The organism is Bordetella tumulicola (assembly GCF_054779135.1).
Genome location: NZ_BAAGYU010000003.1, coordinates 164385 through 181126, shown reverse-complemented (window position 1 = coordinate 181126; position 16742 = coordinate 164385). Strand labels below are relative to the sequence as shown.

At 60.4% G+C, this 16742-nt stretch carries 11 protein-coding genes; 8 read left to right on the top strand and 3 right to left on the bottom strand.

Annotated elements, in window-relative coordinates; all coding sequences use genetic code 11:
* Window positions 1-50 precede the first annotated feature (50 nt).
* The 7 genes from ACYVDM_RS00850 to ACYVDM_RS00820 all read left to right on the top strand — a co-directional run bounded on the left by ACYVDM_RS00850 (window position 51) and on the right by ACYVDM_RS00820 (window position 9678).
* The gene (locus tag ACYVDM_RS00850; protein ID WP_415790580.1) at window positions 51-2921 is read left to right on the top strand and encodes a 2-oxoglutarate dehydrogenase E1 component; all 2871 of its coding nucleotides are present in this window, start codon (window positions 51-53) and stop codon (window positions 2919-2921) included.
* 45 nt (window positions 2922-2966) lie between these two features.
* Window positions 2967-4187 carry a 2-oxoglutarate dehydrogenase complex dihydrolipoyllysine-residue succinyltransferase gene (gene odhB / locus ACYVDM_RS00845; protein WP_415790582.1) on the top strand — a complete coding sequence of 407 codons (1221 nt, stop codon included), beginning with the start codon at window positions 2967-2969 and terminating at the stop codon, window positions 4185-4187.
* A 473-nt stretch (window positions 4188-4660) separates the two neighbouring features.
* Window positions 4661-6088 carry a dihydrolipoyl dehydrogenase gene (lpdA, locus tag ACYVDM_RS00840; RefSeq protein WP_415790584.1) on the top strand — a complete coding sequence of 476 codons (1428 nt, stop codon included), beginning with the start codon at window positions 4661-4663 and terminating at the stop codon, window positions 6086-6088.
* An 82-nt stretch (window positions 6089-6170) separates the two neighbouring features.
* Window positions 6171-7262, top strand: a complete 1092-nt coding sequence (zapE, locus tag ACYVDM_RS00835; RefSeq protein ID WP_415790586.1) for a cell division protein ZapE — start codon at window positions 6171-6173, stop codon at window positions 7260-7262.
* Window positions 7263-7367: 105 nt separating this feature from the next.
* Complete coding sequence (locus tag ACYVDM_RS00830; protein WP_415790588.1) at window positions 7368-7673, top strand: DUF3649 domain-containing protein; 306 nt, start codon at window positions 7368-7370, stop codon at window positions 7671-7673.
* Window positions 7670-9355 carry a PepSY-associated TM helix domain-containing protein gene (locus ACYVDM_RS00825; protein ID WP_415790590.1) on the top strand — a complete coding sequence of 562 codons (1686 nt, stop codon included), beginning with the start codon at window positions 7670-7672 and terminating at the stop codon, window positions 9353-9355. Before ACYVDM_RS00830 ends, ACYVDM_RS00825 begins: the two co-directional genes overlap by 4 nt.
* The gene (locus tag ACYVDM_RS00820) at window positions 9355-9678 is read left to right on the top strand and encodes a DUF3325 domain-containing protein (RefSeq protein ID WP_415790592.1); all 324 of its coding nucleotides are present in this window, start codon (window positions 9355-9357) and stop codon (window positions 9676-9678) included. Before ACYVDM_RS00825 ends, ACYVDM_RS00820 begins: the two co-directional genes overlap by 1 nt.
* Window positions 9679-9800: 122 nt before the next feature.
* Here the strand turns inward: ACYVDM_RS00820 and ACYVDM_RS00815 are convergent, their stop codons facing one another.
* Both ACYVDM_RS00815 and tex read right to left on the bottom strand, forming a co-directional pair.
* Window positions 9801-11150 (bottom strand): tryptophan--tRNA ligase, encoded by a 1350-nt coding sequence (locus ACYVDM_RS00815; protein ID WP_415790594.1) that lies wholly within the window; start codon window positions 11148-11150, stop codon window positions 9801-9803.
* 65 nt (window positions 11151-11215) lie between these two features.
* Window positions 11216-13609, bottom strand: coding sequence for an RNA-binding transcriptional accessory protein Tex (tex, locus tag ACYVDM_RS00810; RefSeq protein ID WP_415790596.1), 2394 nt, complete (start codon window positions 13607-13609; stop codon window positions 11216-11218).
* 141 nt (window positions 13610-13750) lie between these two features.
* Between tex and ACYVDM_RS00805 the strand changes: the two genes are divergently transcribed.
* Entirely contained in the window at window positions 13751-15871 is a 2121-nt protein-coding gene (locus ACYVDM_RS00805) for an ATP-dependent DNA helicase (RefSeq protein WP_415790598.1), read from the top strand.
* A 54-nt stretch (window positions 15872-15925) separates the two neighbouring features.
* Here ACYVDM_RS00805 and ACYVDM_RS00800 read toward each other — a convergent pair whose 3' ends face one another.
* Complete coding sequence (locus ACYVDM_RS00800; RefSeq protein WP_415790924.1) at window positions 15926-16726, bottom strand: outer membrane protein assembly factor BamD; 801 nt, start codon at window positions 16724-16726, stop codon at window positions 15926-15928.
* Between the last annotated feature and the right edge of the window lie 16 nt (window positions 16727-16742).

The window sequence follows — 16742 nt, the reverse complement described above, 5'->3', positions numbered from 1 at the left end:
GTTTTCCTGCATCGTATCGAGTGAAGCACTCGCCAAGGTGAAGCAATAAAATGTCTTCCGAATCAGAATCTCTTTCCACCTCTTATCTATTTGGTGGTAATGCCCCCTACGTCGAAGAGATGTACGAGGCTTACCTCGACAATCCAGGCTCGGTGCCTGACAACTGGCGAGACTATTTCGACCAGCTGCAACACACCCCCGCTACCGACGGCCAAGAAGCCACCCGCGATCAGGCGCATGCGCCCATCGTCGAGTCCTTTGCGTTGCGTGCCCGCAGCAACGGCTTTGTACAGCATTCGGCCCAGCCCGATCTGTCCGTTGCCAGCAAGCAGGTCTCGGTTCAGTCACTGATCGCCGCCTACCGTTCGTATGGCGCGCGCTGGGCCGACCTGGATCCGCTCAAGCGCCAGGAACGTCCCGCGATCCCCGAGCTCGACCCGGCCTTCTACGGTCTGAGCGAAGCCGATCTGGATCAAACTTACTCGGCCACCAATACCTACTTCACGACCGCCAGCACCATGACGCTGCGCGACATCCTGAAGGCGCTGCGTGATACCTACTGCCGCAGCATCGGTGCCGAATACACGCATATCCCCGATCCCGCCGCCAAGCGCTGGATCCAGGAACGTCTGGAAAAAACCTTCGGTGCGGCGGCTTATAGCACCGAAGAAAAACGCCACATCCTGCAGCAATTGACCGAGTCCGAAGGCCTCGAGCGCTTTTTGCACACCAAGTATGTTGGCCAAAAGCGTTTCTCCCTCGAAGGCGGCGAAAGCTTCATCGCCTCGATGGACGAGGTCGTGAACCACGCCGGCGAATCCGGCGTCCAGGAAATCGTGGTGGGCATGGCTCACCGTGGTCGCCTGAACCTGCTGGTCAACATCATGGGCAAGATGCCCGGTGACTTGTTTGCCGAGTTCGAGGGCAAGCACGCCGAAGGTCTGACCGATGGTGACGTGAAATACCACAACGGTTTTTCCAGCGATCTGTCCACGCGTGGCGGTCCCGTTCACCTGTCGCTCGCATTCAACCCCTCGCACCTGGAAATCGTGAACCCGGTCGTCGAAGGTAGCGTCCGTGCACGCCAAGAGCGTCGCGGCGACACCGACGGCAAGCAAGTGTTGCCAGTGCTGGTGCACGGCGATGCGGCCTTTGCCGGGCAGGGCGTTGTCATGGAAACCCTGAACCTCGCGCAAACGCGCGGTTATGGTACGGGCGGCACGCTGCATATCGTCATCAACAACCAGATCGGTTTCACGACGTCTGACCCGCGCGATACGCGTTCGACGCTGTATTGCACCGACGTGGTCAAGATGATTGCGGCCCCTGTGTTCCACGTCAATGGCGATGATCCCGAAGCCGTGGTGTTCGCAACCAAGCTGGCGCTGGACTACCGTTTGCAGTTCTGCCACGACGTGGTGCTGGATATCGTCTGCTTCCGTAAACTCGGCCACAACGAGCAAGACACCCCGTCGCTGACCCAGCCCTTGATGTACAAGCGCATCGGTCATCACCCCGGCACGCGCAAACTGTACGCCGACAAGCTCACGGCTCAGGGCGTGTTGGCTGAAGGCGAAGCCGACCAATTGGTGAAAGACTATCGCCAGCTCATGGAAGACGGCCAGCGCACGATCGAGCCCGTGCTGACCGACTACAAGAGCAAGTACGCGATCGACTGGTCCCCCTTCCTGGGCGCCAAGTGGACAGATCAGGCGGACACCGCTGTGCCGCTGGCTGAGCTCAAGCGCATCGGCGAGCGCATCACCACGGTGCCCGAGGGCTTTACGGTGCACCCGCTGGTCAACAAGCTGCTGAACGACCGTCGCAACATGGCCAAGGGTGATATCAACCTGGATTGGGGCATGGGCGAACATCTGGCGTTTGCGACGCTGGTGGCGTCGGGCTACGCCATTCGCATCACTGGGCAGGATTCGGGCCGCGGTACGTTTACCCACCGCCACGCTGTGCTGCATGATCAAAATCGTGAGCGTTGGGATGATGGCACCTATGTGCCGCTGCAAAACGTCTCTGACGGTCAGGCGCCGTTCACGGTGATCGACTCGGTGTTGTCCGAAGAAGCCGTGTTGGGCTTCGAATACGGCTACTCCAGCGCCGAGCCGAACACGCTGACCATCTGGGAAGCCCAGTTCGGTGACTTCGTCAACGGCGCGCAGGTGGTGATCGACCAGTTCATCAGTTCGGGCGAGGCCAAATGGGGCCGTCAGTCGGGTCTGACGCTGATGCTGCCGCACGGTTACGAAGGCCAGGGTCCGGAGCACTCGTCGGGCCGTATCGAGCGGTTCCTCCAACTGTGCGCGGACAACAACATCCAGGTGGTTCAACCGTCCTCGGCTTCGCAGATTTTCCACCTGCTGCGTCGCCAGATGATTCGCCCGTTCCGCAAGCCGCTGGTGATTTTCACGCCGAAGTCGCTGCTGCGTAACAAGGATGCGGGTTCGCCGCTGACCGACTTGGCGGGTGGCAGCTTCCGTCCCGTGATTGGTGAGGTCGATGACACGATCGACCCCAGCAAGGTCACGCGTGTTCTGGCTTGCTCGGGCAAGGTTTACTACGATCTGGTCCATGCTCGCCGCGAGCGTGAGGCTAACAACGTCGCCATCCTGCGCGTTGAGCAACTGTATCCGTTCGCTCACAAAGCATTCGAAACCGAACTGCGCAAGTACGGCAACGTGACCGAAGTGATCTGGGTGCAAGACGAGCCCCAGAACCAAGGTCCGTGGTTCTATGTCCAGCATCATCTGTACGAGAACATGGCCGACGGCCAAAAGCTCGGTTATGCCGGTCGTCCGGCTTCGGCGTCGCCTGCGGTAGGCTACCTGGCCAAGCACCAAGAGCAACAGAAGGCATTGCTGGAGCAAGCTTTCGCCGCGAAATACAAAGGCTTCATGCTGGCTAAATAAGCTCAGTCGCCGATATCGAACTCTTATTCAACGGAATTTATTACCATGGCTATTACTGACGTTGTTGTCCCCCAGTTGTCCGAATCCGTGTCCGAAGCGACGCTGCTGACCTGGAAGAAAAAGGCGGGTGAGGCGGTCGAAGCCGACGAGATCCTGATCGAAGTCGAAACCGACAAGGTGGTGCTGGAAGTCCCGGCACCTGCATCGGGCGTGTTGTCCGAGATCGTCGAAGCCGACGGCGCAACGGTGACTGCGGGTCAATTGCTCGCCAAGATCGATACGGCTGCCAAGGCGGCTGCCGCGCCGGCCGCTGAAGCCAAGGCTGAGGTTGCTGCCGCGGCTCCTCCCCCGGCTGGCGCCGCACCGGCTTCGTCGGGCTCGTCAGCTTCGGCTGGTGTGGCTTCGCCGGCTGCTGCCAAGATCCTGTCCGAAAAGGGCGTGGACGCTGCCAACGTAGCAGGCACGGGTCGTGACGGTCGCGTGACCAAGGCTGATGCGCAAGCCGCTAGCGCTGCGCCGGCCAAGGCCGCTGCGGCACCCGCTCCGACGTCGATGTCGCTGGATGGCCGTCCGGAACAGCGCGTGCCGATGAGCCGCCTGCGCGCGCGTATTGCGGAGCGTCTGCTGCAGTCGCAACAAGAAAACGCCATATTGACCACGTTCAACGAGGTCAATATGCAGGCGGTGATCAGCCTGCGCAACAAGTACAAAGAGAAATTCGAGAAAGACCACGGTGTCAAGCTGGGCTTTATGTCGTTCTTCGTCAAGGCGGCCGTGGCTGCCCTGAAAAAGTACCCGCTGATCAACGCGTCGATCGACGGCAAGGACATTATCTATCACGGTTATTTTGATATCGGTATTGCGGTGGGTAGCCCCCGTGGTCTGGTGGTGCCGATTCTGCGCAACGCCGATCAGTTGTCGATTGCCGAGATCGAGAAGACGATTGGTGATTTCGGCAAGCGTGCGGCGGATGGCAAGCTGGGCATTGAGGAAATGACCGGCGGTACGTTCTCGATTTCGAACGGTGGTGTGTTTGGTTCGATGTTGTCGACCCCGATCATCAACCCGCCGCAATCCGCGATTCTGGGCGTGCATGCGACCAAGGATCGTGCGGTCGTTGAAAACGGCCAGATCGTGATCCGTCCGATGAACTATCTGGCGCTGTCGTATGACCACCGGATCATTGATGGTCGCGAAGCCGTGTTGGGTCTGGTGGCGATGAAAGATGCGCTGGAAGATCCGCAGCGTTTGTTGTTGGACCTGTAATTTTTGCGTCGGTGTTGATGGGCGTAGAGATGGGCTCTTTAGTCGCGCTATGCCGGGGTCAAAGGGCTTCGGTGTGGCGGGCCCTATCGGCCGGTCTGGCCGCCTGCGCGGCCAGACTTCCCGTTGCCTACCTCGTCAGGCGAGGCGGCTGGGCAAACTCGCTTCGCTACGCTACGCTCAAACATGCCCAGCCGACTGCCCCCCGCCATCCTTCGGTAGCCCTCGGCGGCCTCAACGGGCCCGCCACACCGAAGCCCTTTGACCCCGGCACATCGCTGGCGCTCGTGCCTTGCCGTGACGACGTTCGCTTTGCTGTTGAGGCGTCGTTTCACGATCACAGTACGTTGGCGCGGGTACGTCGAAGGTGCAGGGTGTTTTTTGTGCCTTATCGTGGGGTCGTTCCGATGGTTTGCTTAGATCAGACATCTTTGCGTCGGCTGGCGCTTCTTTAAATCCCAATTTTCGAGATCATTATGTCTAAACAATTTGACGTCGTCGTCATCGGTGCCGGCCCAGGCGGGTACATCGCGGCTATTCGCGCTGCGCAGCTGGGGTTGTCGGTGGCTTGCGTTGACGCTTGGCAGAACGGCCAGGGTGGCCCTGCGCCTGGTGGCACTTGCACGAACGTGGGTTGCATTCCGTCCAAGGCGTTGCTGCAGTCGTCAGAACATTTTGAGCAGGCTAATCACCATTTTGCCGAGCATGGTATTGAGCTCAAGGGTGTGAGCCTGAAGCTCGATACGCTGGTTGGCCGCAAGAATACGGTGGTTAAGCAGAATAACGACGGTATTTTGTATTTGTTCAAGAAGAACAAGGTCACTTTCTTCCATGGCACGGGCGCGTTTGCTGGCCAGGTGGAGGGGGGTTATGGGATCAAGGTCAGCGGCACGTCCGAAGAAGATCTGGTCGCCAAGCATGTTGTGGTGGCGACGGGTTCGTCGGCGCGTGAGTTGCCGGGTCTGCCGTTTGATGAAAAGGTCGTGTTGTCCAATGATGGCGCACTGAATATCGCTGCTGTGCCGAAGAAGCTCGGCGTGATTGGCGCAGGGGTGATTGGCCTGGAAATGGGCAGCGTGTGGCGTCGTCTGGGTGCGGAAGTCACGATTTTGGAAGCCATGCCCGAGTTCCTGGCCGCGGCGGATCAGCAGGTGGCCAAGGAAGCGCTGAAGGCCTTCACGAAGCAGGGCCTGGATGTCCAGATGGGCGTGAAGATCGGCGAGATCAAGGCGACGGCGAAGTCGGTGACGGTGCCTTATGTGGATGCCAAGGGCGGCGAGCAAAAGCTGGTGGTGGACAAGCTGATTGTGTCGATCGGTCGTGTGCCCTACACCGGTGGTCTGAATGCCGATGGCGTGGGCCTGAAGCTGGATGAGCGCGGCTTTGTCGAGGTTGACGGCGACTGCAAGACCAATTTGCCGAATGTGTGGGCGGTGGGTGATGTGGTGCGTGGCCCGATGTTGGCGCACAAGGCCGAAGAGGAAGGTGTGGCGGTGGCCGAGCGTATTGCGGGTCAGCATGGCCATGTGAATTTTGCGACGATTCCGTGGGTGATCTATACCTCGCCGGAAATTGCCTGGGTCGGCAAGACCGAACAGCAACTCAAGGCCGAAGGCCGCGAGTACAAGGCGGGCAGCTTCCCGTTCATGGCGAACGGCCGTGCACGTGCGTTGGGTGATACGACGGGCTTTGCCAAGGTGATTGCGGACGCCAAGACGGATGAGGTCTTGGGCGTGCATATTGTTGGCCCGATGGCATCGGAGCTGATTTCCGAAGCCGTGACGATCATGGAGTTCCGTGGTGCGGCCGAGGATATTGCGCGTATTTGCCACGCTCATCCGACCTTGTCCGAGGCGGTGAAAGAGGCGGCGTTGGCCGTTGACAAGCGCGCGCTGAATTTCTGATTCTGAGCGAGACGCCGACGGGCGCCAGGTATGTAGATGCCTGGCGCCCGTCTTTTTTCTATTTTAGGTTTGCTGGTGCGACATGAACGTCCGTGAATATTACGAACAATCCCTGGCGGAACGGGGTTATCAACCTGACGTGGCGCAAAAGCAGGCTATTGATCGATTGCAGGCTTATTACGATGATTGGGTGCGTTTCAGGTCTTTGCGTTCGAATGCGCTAAAGAAGCTGTTGAATCGGCCCGATGTGCCTCGCGGCGTGTACCTGTGGGGCGGGGTGGGACGTGGCAAGAGTTTTTTGATGGATGCGTTTTATGCCACGGTGCCGGTGGTGCGCAAAACGCGTTTGCATTTTCATGAGTTCATTCGCGGTGTGCACCGCGAGTTGGAAAACGTCAAGGGGATGCAAGATCCGCTGGATGAGGTGGCGCGCCGTGTGGCCAAGCGCTATCGCTTGATTTGCTTTGATGAGTTTCACGTGTCCGACGTAGCCGATGCGATGATTTTGTATCGGCTGCTGCTGAAGTTATTTGAGTATGGGACGTCGTTTGTCATGACGTCCAACTATGAGCCGTCGACGCTGTATCCGGATGGCTTGCATCGTGATCGGATCTTGCCGGCGATTGATCTGATTCAAAAGCGCATGGATGTCCTGAACGTTGATGCGGGGATCGACTATCGGCGCCGTTCGTTGGAGCAGGTGCAGTGTTATCACTCGCCGCTTGATGAGGTGGCCAAGACGGCGTTGCAGGATGCGTTTGATCGACTGGCCGATACGCCCCCTCAAGAGCCTGTTTTGCATATCGAACATCGTGAAATTCGCGCGCAGCAGTTGGCGGGATCGGTGGTGTGGTTTGATTTCGCGACGCTTTGTGGCGGCCCGCGTTCGCAAAACGATTATCTGGAACTGGCGAGCCGATTTCATGCGGTAATTTTGTCGGACGTGCCGCGCATGGGGCCGCGGCAGGCCTCCGAGGCGCGTCGCTTTACGTGGTTGATCGACGTGTTTTATGACCACAAGATCAAGCTGATCATGTCGGCTGAGTGTGCGCCCGAGGAGCTCTATACCCAGGGCGCGCTAGCCAACGAGTTCCATCGGACGGTGTCGCGTATTCTGGAAATGCAGTCGCGAGAGTACCTGGAGTCCGAGCGACGCATGACAGTGGGCCTGTAGGGCGGGCACCGTACCGCGTGGACAGATGAATTACCTATCGCCTCGATAGATAATTTATTCTAGTAATGCTTATAATTCGCATTACTAGAATTTTCAGGATTAGCAGTGAAACCTATTCCGGGTGCCGGCTTGACGCGCTATCGATGGGCGGTGGCTTCCCGCTCTGTTGCAGCGATATTTGGCGGGTATGCGCTAGCCTCGGCGACGGCCGCCTGCTTGGCGATTTGGCTGCCCATGGCACGTGTGGAGGCCGTTGTCATGGCCAGCATGTTGGCGTTTGTGATCTATGCGGTGGGTGTCATGTGGGTGTTTGCGGCACGCAATACCTGGAGAGCCTGGTTCGGTATCGTGATACCGACCACCGTGTTAGCAGGCCTGTACGGCATGGGCAAACTGGCGGGGCTGGCATGAAGGCGGCCCAATCTTCCCAGACGCAGGGCGAGGGCTTGCGGCAGGCGATGTCCTGGTTGCATACTTGGTCCGGGCTGGTGCTGGGCTGGGTGTTGTTTGCCATGTTTCTGACAGGTACGTTGGCGTTTTTTCGGCCCGAGATCACGAGTTGGATGCGCCCCGAGCTACCTGCACAGCCGCAGGTGTTGTCCTCGGCGCAAGCCGCCGATATGGCACAGCGTTATTTGGCTAAGCATGCATCGGACTCCGAGCGTTGGTTCATCACTCTACCGACTGCACGTGAGCCGTATGTGAGGTTGATTTACCGCGTTGCCAAGCCGGCTCCAGGTACCCGACCTTTTAAGCGGGTTATGTTAGATCCCGCGACGGGACAGGCTGTCCAGGCTCGTGAAACGCGGGGTGGCGATTTTCTTTATCGCTTTCACTTCGAACTGGAGATCGCGAACCCCTGGGGACGATGGCTGGCTACTATCGCGGGGATGTTCATGCTGGTGGCGATTATCAGCGGCATCATCACACACAAGAAAATCTTCAAGGATTTCTTTACATTTCGCCCCGCCAAAGGCGGGCAACGCGCCTGGATGGACGGGCACAACGCGCTGTCGGTGTTGGGTTTACCGTTTCATTTGATGATCACATTTAGTGGTGTGCTGCTCTTCGTGGCCATGGTGTTGCCTGCGGGCATTTCGGCGGCGTATGACAATCCACAGAGCTATTTTAATGAGCGCTTTCCGTCGTTGACACAGGCGGCAGCCGGTACGGAGTCGGCGCCGTTACTGCCGTTGGGCAGCCTGGTCACGCAGGCTGAAGCCCTGTGGCAAGGTGGCACAGCCGGTGGGGTGACGGTGATCAAGCCAGGCAAAGAAGGCGCCATGGTGTCAGTGCAGCGTGATCCGAGCGAACGGGTGTCGTATGCTCGCGGCGGGCCGAGTATTCAATTCAACGGCGCAGATGGCGCGTTGCTGTCGCGGCATGATGGCGATGGCGCCGCTGTGACGACGGCCAATACGATCATTGGTTTGCACCTGGGTTTCTTTGCGGAGCCGATGCTGCGTTGGTTGTACTTCCTCGTGAGTCTGGCCGGTACGGCCATGGTGGGCACGGGGTTGATGCTGTGGGTTGCCAAACGCCGGCAAAAGGCCGGGAACGCCGCACAAGAAAAGTTCTCGCTGCGCTTGGTCGACGCGTTGAATGCCGGTGCCATCGCGGGCCTGTGTGTCGCCATCGGTGTGTACTTTTGGGCAAACAGACTGGTGCCGGCTGAGTTGGCGGGCCGCGCGACTTGGGAGACGCGGGCGTTCTTCATCGCGTGGGGGCTAAGTTTCCTGTATGCCTTCGCGTTTCGCGCAAGGATGTGGCGTGATTTGCTGTCCTTGGCAACCGCACTGGCACTGGCGTTGCCGGTGCTCAATGCAGTGACGACGACGCGTCATTTGGGGGTGTCTTTGCCGGCGGGAGATTGGATCATGGCCGGATTTGATCTGACGGCCCTGGCCTGGGGCGTGTTGATGGCCTGGATGGCACACAAGGCGCACAAGGCCTATCGAAAAAGCATAACGGCGTTGACGCGTTCGACACCGGCTGACCGTCAACCGTCCAGATACCAAGCCGTCGATACGATTCGTAAACCGGTCGTGGAATCCATGAACGGCAGCTGTTCAATCAAGGAGGTCACTTCGTGATGGGTATTGCCGCTTTTTGTCTGGCTTACGCAGGTTTTGCCGCGCTGTGTCTTGGTATGGACCGCCACTATGAGGCGGTGTTCGACCGGGAATTGCCAAGGCAGCATCGAACCCCCTTGCGGGTGTTCGGTTGGGTCGCCCTGGCGCTGTCGCTATTCGCTTCGGCGAACGTGTGGGGATGGTCCTACGGAACGGTGGAATGGATCGGCATTCTCACCCTGGCCGGCCTGACGCTGATCTGGTTTGTGAGCTATCGACCGGCGCCGGCGCTCGCGGCCGGCGGCCTATGCGCAGTCGCGGCGCCCGTGCTCGCGTGGGTGTGACAAAGGCTCCTGTTTTGGGAGCCTTTGCGTAAAGTCCGTTGTGTTGTGACGGGTCGTGCAGGCGTTGCAGGCGCGTTGCCAACGGCATTGCAACGCGCTGGCGTATCGCGCCGGTATGGCCGTTATCCCGCGAGGGCAGTCAATCCCTGGCGAACTTGTGCCACCAGCGTGTCCCGTTGCATGTCATCGGTACTGGTTGGGCCTTGAGCAACGGTTTGTCCATCTACCACGATGTTGTAGCTCAGGCCGTCGATTTGGAGGCCGTCCAGGCCGCTGCCGGATTGCAGGCGTTGCATGAGCGCACCGGCCTCTTTCGGATTGTCAAAGCTGCGTGATAGCAAGAGCTCTTGGCCATCCGTGCCCAGCAGACGGAAACGGAATTTACCGTCATCATCGCGAAAACTGACAAAGCGCGCTGCCTTGCCTGGTTTTTTGCCCGACGCCTTGGTGGTGGCTGGCACGGCGACTTGTCGACGCAGCCCGACGGCGTCGCGCAATTCCGCCATAAACGGTGTTGCGAGCGTACGGGCCTTTTGTGCGCCTGCCTGCAGAATGTCTTCGATGCGTTCGGGATGGGCCATCAGGGCTTGATAGTGCTCACGCATCGGAGCGATATCGCGTTCCAGGCGCTCATAGAGGGCTTGCTTGGCATCACCCCAGCCGATACCGGCCTCGAGTTGCTCGCGGAACGCCGCGGCCTCCTCAGGTGCGGCAAAGGCGCGATACAGGGTATACAGGTGCGAGCTATCCGGGTCTTTGGGCTCGCCCGGCTGACGTGAGTCCGTCACGATGCGCATGACTGCCGCGCGCAGCGAGGCGGCATCGCCCTCGAAGAGGGGAATGGTGTTGTTGTAGCTCTTGGACATCTTGCGCCCGTCCAGACCCGGCAGGGTGGCGACCGATTCCTCGATCACGACTTCGGGAAGCACAAAGTACTCGCGCCCGTACAGATGGTTAAACCGCTGTGCGATATCTCGCGCCATTTCCAGGTGCTGGACCTGGTCGCGCCCCACAGGCACTTTGTTGGCGTTGAACATCAGGATATCGGCCGCCATCAACACGGGATAGGAAAACAAACCCATCGTGATGCCGTCGTCGGGCTCGACGCCTTTGGCAGTATTTTGGTCGACCGAGGCTTTGTAGGCATGTGCCCGGTTCATCAGGCCTTTGGCCGTGACGCAGGTCAGTATCCAGCACAGCTCGGGGATCTCGGGGATGTCCGACTGTCGGTAGAAGGTCGCGCGCTCGGGGTCCAGACCGCCCGCCAGCCACGTCGCCGCGATCTCAAGTCGTGAGCGCGCAACGCGGGCCGGATCGTCGCACTTGATCAGTGCGTGATAGTCCGCCATGAAGTAGAACGCATCGGTGTTCGACTGGGTGCTGGTCGCAATGGCGGGCCGGATAGCCCCGGCATAGTTGCCAAGGTGAGGGGTGCCAGTCGTGGTGATGCCGGTAAGGACGCGGGTACTCATGAGCGGGGGCGAGGGCAAAAAAGCGTTTTTGGAAGGGGTCCAGTGTAGCGCGCTGGCGTTAAACGTCAGCGCTTGAGCTTGGAGAACGCGTCGGCCATGGCGCTGTTGCGCGGTTCGCTATTGCGGCCAGCATCGCCTTGAGGGCGACGACCACCACCTGTGCCGCGTGCACCACCACCACTACGAGGCGCCTCGCTGCCGGTACGACGGGACGGTTGGGCGGCTTGAGCTGTGTCATTCAAACGCATCGTCAAGGCAACGCGCTTGCGTGCCGCATCGACCTCGAGCACTTTCACGCTGACGGTTTGGCCCACGCGTACGACGTCGCGCGGATCTTTGACGAATTTTTCGGCCAATGCCGAAATATGCACCAGGCCATCCTGGTGCACGCCGATGTCCACAAACGCGCCAAAATTGGCCACGTTGGTCACGACACCCTCAAGCACCATGCCGGGGTACAGATCGTTGAGTGTTTCGACGCCTTCTTTGAACTGGGCGGTTTTGAACTCCGGACGCGGATCACGGCCCGGTTTTTCCAGCTCGGCGAAAATGTCTCGCACGGTCGGCAAACCGAAACGCTCGTCGGTAAAGTCAGCGGGCGAAATGCCTTTCAGGGCATCGCGTTGACCGATGATTTGCTGGACGTCGGCCTTGATCTTGGCCACGATGCGCTCGACCACGGGGTAGGCCTCGGGGTGCACCGCAGAGGCATCCAGCGGGTTGTCGCCCTGGGGAATGCGCAGAAAGCCGGCGGCCTGTTCGAAGGCCTTGTCACCGAAACGGGGCACCTTGCGCAGCAGTTCGCGCGTGGGGAAGGCCCCGTTTTCGTCGCGCCAGGACACGATGTTTTTGGCCAGTAGCGAGTTCAGCCCGGATACCCGCGCCAACAGGGCGGCCGAGGCAGTGTTGACATCGACGCCCACGGCGTTCACGCAATCCTCGACGACGGCGTCCAGCGACCGCGCCAGCTCGCGCTGGTTGACATCGTGTTGGTACTGGCCCACGCCAATGGCTTTGGCGTCGATCTTGACCAACTCGGCCAGCGGGTCCTGAAGGCGGCGTGCAATCGAGACCGCGCCGCGCAACGTGACATCCAGGTCGGGGAACTCCAGAGCGGCGGTTTCGGAGGCGGAATACACCGAGGCTCCGGCTTCGGAGACTACCACGCGCGTGACTTTCAGGTCGGGGAACTGGGTCATCATATCGCCCACCAGCTTTTCGCTTTCGCGTGAAGCGGTACCGTTACCGATGGCTATCAGTTCGACATTGTGACGCGCGACCAGCGCGGCCAGCGTAGCGATCGTGCCTTCGCGGTCGCGACGCGGCTCGAAGGGGTACACGGTCGTCGTATCAACGACCTTACCGGTGCTGTCGATGACGGCGACCTTGCAGCCGGTACGAATGCCCGGATCGAGCCCCAGCACGTTTTTGGGGCCTGCCGGCGCCGCCAGCAACAAGTCCTTCAGGTTGGCAGCAAAGACGCGGATGGCTTCGGTTTCGCCGGCCTCGCGCAGACGGCTAATCAATTCGCTTTCGAAGGCGGTCAAGAGCTTGACGCGCCACGTCCAGCGGCAAACCTCGCCCAGCCAACGGGCACGTGGCGACGCATCCAGCGCAAACAAGCCATTGCCCAGTTTCAAAAAGCCGGCGATGCGTGCGACGCAGGGATGCGGAGTCTGGGCTTCCAGTTCGGTGTCGATGCCGAGGCGCAGTTCCAGGATACCCTGTTGGCGACCGCGCAGCAGCGCCAGAATGCGATGTGAGGGCAGGGTGCGCAGCGGTTCGTTGAAATCGAACCAGTCGCGGAAATTGGCGCCTTCGGTTTCCTTGCCTTCGGCGACCTTGGCGTACAGCAGGCCCGTGGACCACAAATGCTCGCGCATGTCCGCCAGCAAGTCGGCATTTTCGGCAAAGCGTTCGGCCAGAATGTCGCGAGCGCCATCCAGGGCGGCCTTGGTATCGTTGATCGAGGCTTCGGGATTGAGGTATTGCTCGGCTAGAACGGCAGGATCGCAGGCCTGATCGGCCAAGATGGCATCCGCCAGGGGTTCCAGGCCGGCTTCGCGTGCGATCTGGGCGCGCGTGCGGCGCTTGGGCTTGTACGGGGCGTACAAGTCTTCCAGACGCTGTTTCGTCTCGGCGGTGGAAATTTCCTGTTGCAACTCGGGCGTGAGCTTGCCCTGTTGCGTGATGGATTCCAGAATGGCGCCGCGTCGCTCTTCGAGCTCGCGCAGATAGCCCAACCGGACTTCCAGATTACGCAACACCGTATCGTCCAGGCCTCCGGTGGCTTCTTTGCGATAGCGTGCGATAAACGGCACGGTGGCGCCGTCATCCAGCAGATCAATCGCGGCGGCGATTTGGGAAGGGCGACTATTCAGTTCGGTAGCAAGCTGGGCAAGGATACGGGCTTGGTCGACGCTGGGCGCAGTACTCGTGGTGGCAGAAGTTTCAGGCATCTCGATACGGCTGCAAAGGGAAATCAAGGGGCGGATTTTGCCACAAGGTGGCGACACGCTGTTGTTGACTGGGCTATTTCGAGCACGCGCCCCAGGGTGCTCGGGGTATCATTTGGGCCAATTTACCGCCTGACTTCATTGATGCTAGATCTGGATATTTCCGAGTTTTTCGCCGCTGACGGCCCTTTGGCCACGGCGTTGCCGGGCTATACCCCTCGCCCGGCCCAGGTCGAGTTGGCGCAGGCGATTGGCCAAGCCATTACCGATCGCGCCACCCTGGTGGCCGAGGCCGGGACCGGCATCGGTAAAACCTGGGCGTATCTCGTCCCGGCGATGGTGGCAGGCGGAAAAGTCGTCATATCGACGGGCACGCGTACCCTGCAGGACCAGTTGTTTGCCCGCGATTTGCCACGCGTGCGCGCCGCCCTGGCCGCGCCCGTCACTGCTGCCTTGCTCAAGGGACGTAGCAATTATGTCTGTCACTATCACCTGGATCGCCTGCAGGGCGACGAGCGCGCGCTGAAGTCCCGCAGCGAAATATCCCAACTGCGCCAGATTCAGATCTTTGCCGGGATCTCCAAAACAGGCGACCGTGCCGATCTGGGCAAAATCCCCGAGGACGCCGATATCTGGCAGCGCGTCACGTCCACCCGTGAAAATTGCCTGGGCCAAGAGTGTCCCCGTATTCGGGATTGCTTTGTGATCAAAGCCCGGCGACAGGCCCAGGATGCCGACGTGGTGGTGGTCAATCACGCCCTGTTCATGGCGGATCTGGTGCTGCGCGAAGAAGGCGTAACCGACTTGCTCCCCGAGGCCGACACGGTGATCTTTGACGAGGCGCATCAGTTGCCCGACACTGCGACGCGCTTTTTAGGCAGCAGCGTGTCAACCCATCAGTTGCTGGATTTTGGCCGTGCCCTCGAGGTCGCCGGCCTGGCCTACGCGCGCGAGGCGGCCAAATGGGCCGACGTCAGCCGGCACGTGGAGACCGCCGCTCGCGAGTTGCGCTTATCCTGTGCGGCGCTGGATCAACTACCGGGACGCAAGGCGACCTTTGAGGCCATGCCCGACGCCGAGCAATTCGACATCGCGCTGGCTGCCCTGCGTGAGGCGATCGAGGCGGCGACGCGGGCCTTGGCCGGCGTGGCGGAAAAACACCCTGACCTGGCCGCAGTCGCTCGCAGTGGCGCCGACATCGCACTGCGTCTCGCGCGCTGGGCAACGCCCGGACGAGACGGGTCGGATCGTGTCAAGGCACTGACGGAAGAGGGTTGGGGAAAAGACACGCACGCCCTGGCAGGGACCGCAGATGACGCGTCCGTCCAGGATGCCGATGATGGTCCCTCAACCGCGCAGGCGCTGCTACAAGGCGCCGCTGCGGCGAGTTTGTTCACCGGGCCCGCGGTGCGCTGGGTAGAGCACGGGCTGCATCACATACGGCTGCATTCAGCCCCGTTATCTGTCGCGCAGGCCTTTTCCCGGTTCCGCAAACCCGGACAAGCCTGGATCCTCACGTCGGCGACGTTGTCGGTGCAGGCCGACTTCGAGTACTACACCCGCCAGTTGGGGTTGGATGACGCGCGTACCGGGCGCTGGGAATCCCCGTTCGATTACACCCAGCACGGGCTGCTGTTTGTCCCGCGCGATATGCCCGAGCCGCAGTCGCCGCGCTTTGTCGAACGCTTTGTACAGACGTTGATCCCCTTGCTGGCGGCCAGCCCAGGGGGGGCGCTGGTCTTGTGCACGACCTTGCGTGCCGTTGATCGCGTCGCCACCTTGCTGGCCGAGGCGTTTGAAGATCAGGGCTATGAATGGCCCCTGCTCAAGCAGGGCGATGCGACGCGAGGCGATTTGCTGGACCGTTTTTGCAAACTCGATCATCCCGTCCTCGTGGGGAGTGCGACGTTCTGGGAGGGGATCGATTTGCCCGGCGATGTGCTCACCCTCGTGGCCATCGACAAGCTGCCTTTTGCGCCACCTGATGATCCCGTGATCGAAGCCCGGTTGCGTGCCTGCCGCTCACGGGGCGGGAACCCCTTTGCCGAATACCAATTGCCCGAGGCGGCGATCTCCCTGAAGCAGGGGGCCGGGCGCCTGATTCGTACCGAGCGCGATTGGGGCGTATTGATGGTGGGTGATGCGCGCCTGGTCGAGAAGCCCTATGGCAAGCGTCTGTGGCGCGGATTGCCTCCCTTTTCCCGCACCCGGGATCTGAACGAAGTGCTGGCGTTTTACGCCCGTCGCGAACAAGGCGAGGGCTGAAATGCAATGTGCCGCCCAGTGGGCGGCACATCGTTTAAGTCCGGGACAACGGCCTTACTTCCACGAGAACGGATTCCACCAGCTCTTATCGGTCAGCAATTCGTTTTCGGTGACAGTGCCGTCGGGATAGTTGGTCTTCAGCACTCGATCAGCGTCGTTCTTGAGGTCGGCCATGCCGAGCTTGTCATACGAGGCGGACATGATGACCAGGGCGTTTTCCGCGGCGGGGGCGCCTTCGAAGTCAGTAATCACGGTCTGTGCGCGGTTCACCGCCGCCACATAGGCGCCACGCTCGTAGTAGTAGCGCGCGACGTGGACTTCGTTCATCGCAATTGCATTGACCAGCCACGTCAGACGCTGCTGGGCGTCGGGGGTGTATTTGCTCTCGGGGAAACGTTTAATCAACTCATTGAACGCTTCGTAGGACGCGCGCAGACCCTTGGGATCGCGTTCAGCCGGATCCTGGCCCGTCAGATTGCTCATGAAGGCACTGGCAGGGGTAAAGTTGATCAACCCTTCCAGGTACAGCATGTAATCGGTTCCCGGGTGGTTGGGGTACATCTGCTGAAAACGGTCGATCGCCGCCAACGCCTGTTCGTTTTCGCCGTCTTTCCAGTTGACGTAGGCCAGGTCGATCAGCGCTTGCTGGGCGTACACGCCAAACGGGTAGCGACTTTCAATCGCGGTGAGGCGATCGCGGGCGTCGCCCCACCCGCCGGCATCCATTTCGGCCTTGGCGTCGGAGTACAACTGTTCGGCGCTCCAACCAGCGGTCTTGTCGTATTTTGTGTCGGTGCCGCTGCAACCTGCGACAGCCAGAGTGACAGACAACGCCACGGCCAAGCGCAGGAGCAGGGCGCGCAGACTGAGA

What these genes read in the sequence shown, in the direction of transcription:
- ACYVDM_RS00850 (WP_415790580.1), top strand. Translation starts at nt 51, where the DNA reads ATGTCTTCCGAATCAGAATCTCTTTCCACCTCTTATCTATTTGGTGGT.
- odhB (WP_415790582.1), top strand. Translation starts at nt 2,967, where the DNA reads ATGGCTATTACTGACGTTGTTGTCCCCCAGTTGTCCGAATCCGTGTCC.
- lpdA (WP_415790584.1), top strand. Translation starts at nt 4,661, where the DNA reads ATGTCTAAACAATTTGACGTCGTCGTCATCGGTGCCGGCCCAGGCGGG.
- zapE (WP_415790586.1), top strand. Translation starts at nt 6,171, where the DNA reads ATGAACGTCCGTGAATATTACGAACAATCCCTGGCGGAACGGGGTTAT.
- ACYVDM_RS00825 (WP_415790590.1), top strand. Translation starts at nt 7,670, where the DNA reads ATGAAGGCGGCCCAATCTTCCCAGACGCAGGGCGAGGGCTTGCGGCAG.
- ACYVDM_RS00820 (WP_415790592.1), top strand. Translation starts at nt 9,355, where the DNA reads ATGGGTATTGCCGCTTTTTGTCTGGCTTACGCAGGTTTTGCCGCGCTG.
- ACYVDM_RS00815 (WP_415790594.1), bottom strand. Translation starts at nt 11,150, where the DNA reads ATGAGTACCCGCGTCCTTACCGGCATCACCACGACTGGCACCCCTCAC.
- tex (WP_415790596.1), bottom strand. Translation starts at nt 13,609, where the DNA reads ATGCCTGAAACTTCTGCCACCACGAGTACTGCGCCCAGCGTCGACCAA.
- ACYVDM_RS00805 (WP_415790598.1), top strand. Translation starts at nt 13,751, where the DNA reads ATGCTAGATCTGGATATTTCCGAGTTTTTCGCCGCTGACGGCCCTTTG.